At 53.0% G+C, this 641-nt stretch carries 2 protein-coding genes; both read right to left on the bottom strand.

Features of this window, described 5'->3' with window-relative positions; all coding sequences use genetic code 11:
- The coding region (locus HMPREF2935_RS00335; RefSeq protein WP_141755979.1) for an IS3 family transposase at positions 1-358 on the bottom strand (358 nt) is incomplete at its 3' end.
- Positions 358-641: transposase (locus tag HMPREF2935_RS00330; RefSeq protein WP_246817743.1), on the bottom strand; the 284-nt coding region annotated here is incomplete at its 5' end. The genes HMPREF2935_RS00335 and HMPREF2935_RS00330, both read right to left, overlap by 1 nt.

The raw sequence follows: 641 nt of genomic DNA, 5'->3' as shown, positions 1-641 counted from the left end.
CCAAGTCAGGAAGCGTGGACTTACGCTTGGCTTGAATCGTTGTCACTGGGACAAAGGCCCGCGGGGAAATCCCTTCAATGCCCATCATGCGCATCCGTTTAGCCACAGTCTTACGGTTAAGCACAATATGGTAGCGCTCGATAAGTTCTGCGGTAATCCGCGGAGCACCATAAACCTCATCGGAGTCCGACCAAATCTGATGAATCTTACGGTCAACATCATCGTAAAATATTGCACGATCATCTTCGCCGGATAGCCGCTTGTGCTGCGTATGGGACCATTTGTAGTATCCAGACCGAGACACTTTTAATAGCCGTGCCATACGTTTGATGCTGTAGTTCGCCTTCTCTCGCTGCATTAGTTCGAACTTTTCTGCTCGCGTTGCTTGGCGGCGAAGAAGGCTGTCGCTTTTGACAAAAACTCGTTATCCATCTTGGCTTCCGCCAGCTCACGGCGCAGACGAGCATTCTCAGCACGAAGATCCGCCTCGCTTAGCCCGTCGGATGCTCCTCGGCGCTCACGCTCGAGTTTGACCCACCTGCCTAAAATTGTGGCTGATACGCCAATTTCCTTAGCCACATGAGCGATTGGGCGCTGCGACTCGATTACCAGGTTTGCGGCTTCACGCCGGTACTCCGGCG

Origin of the sequence: Corynebacterium sp. HMSC076D02, from assembly GCF_001813815.1 — a bacterium.
Lineage (GTDB): Bacteria > Actinomycetota > Actinomycetes > Mycobacteriales > Mycobacteriaceae > Corynebacterium > Corynebacterium simulans.
This window is presented reverse-complemented; position numbering and strand designations above follow the sequence as displayed.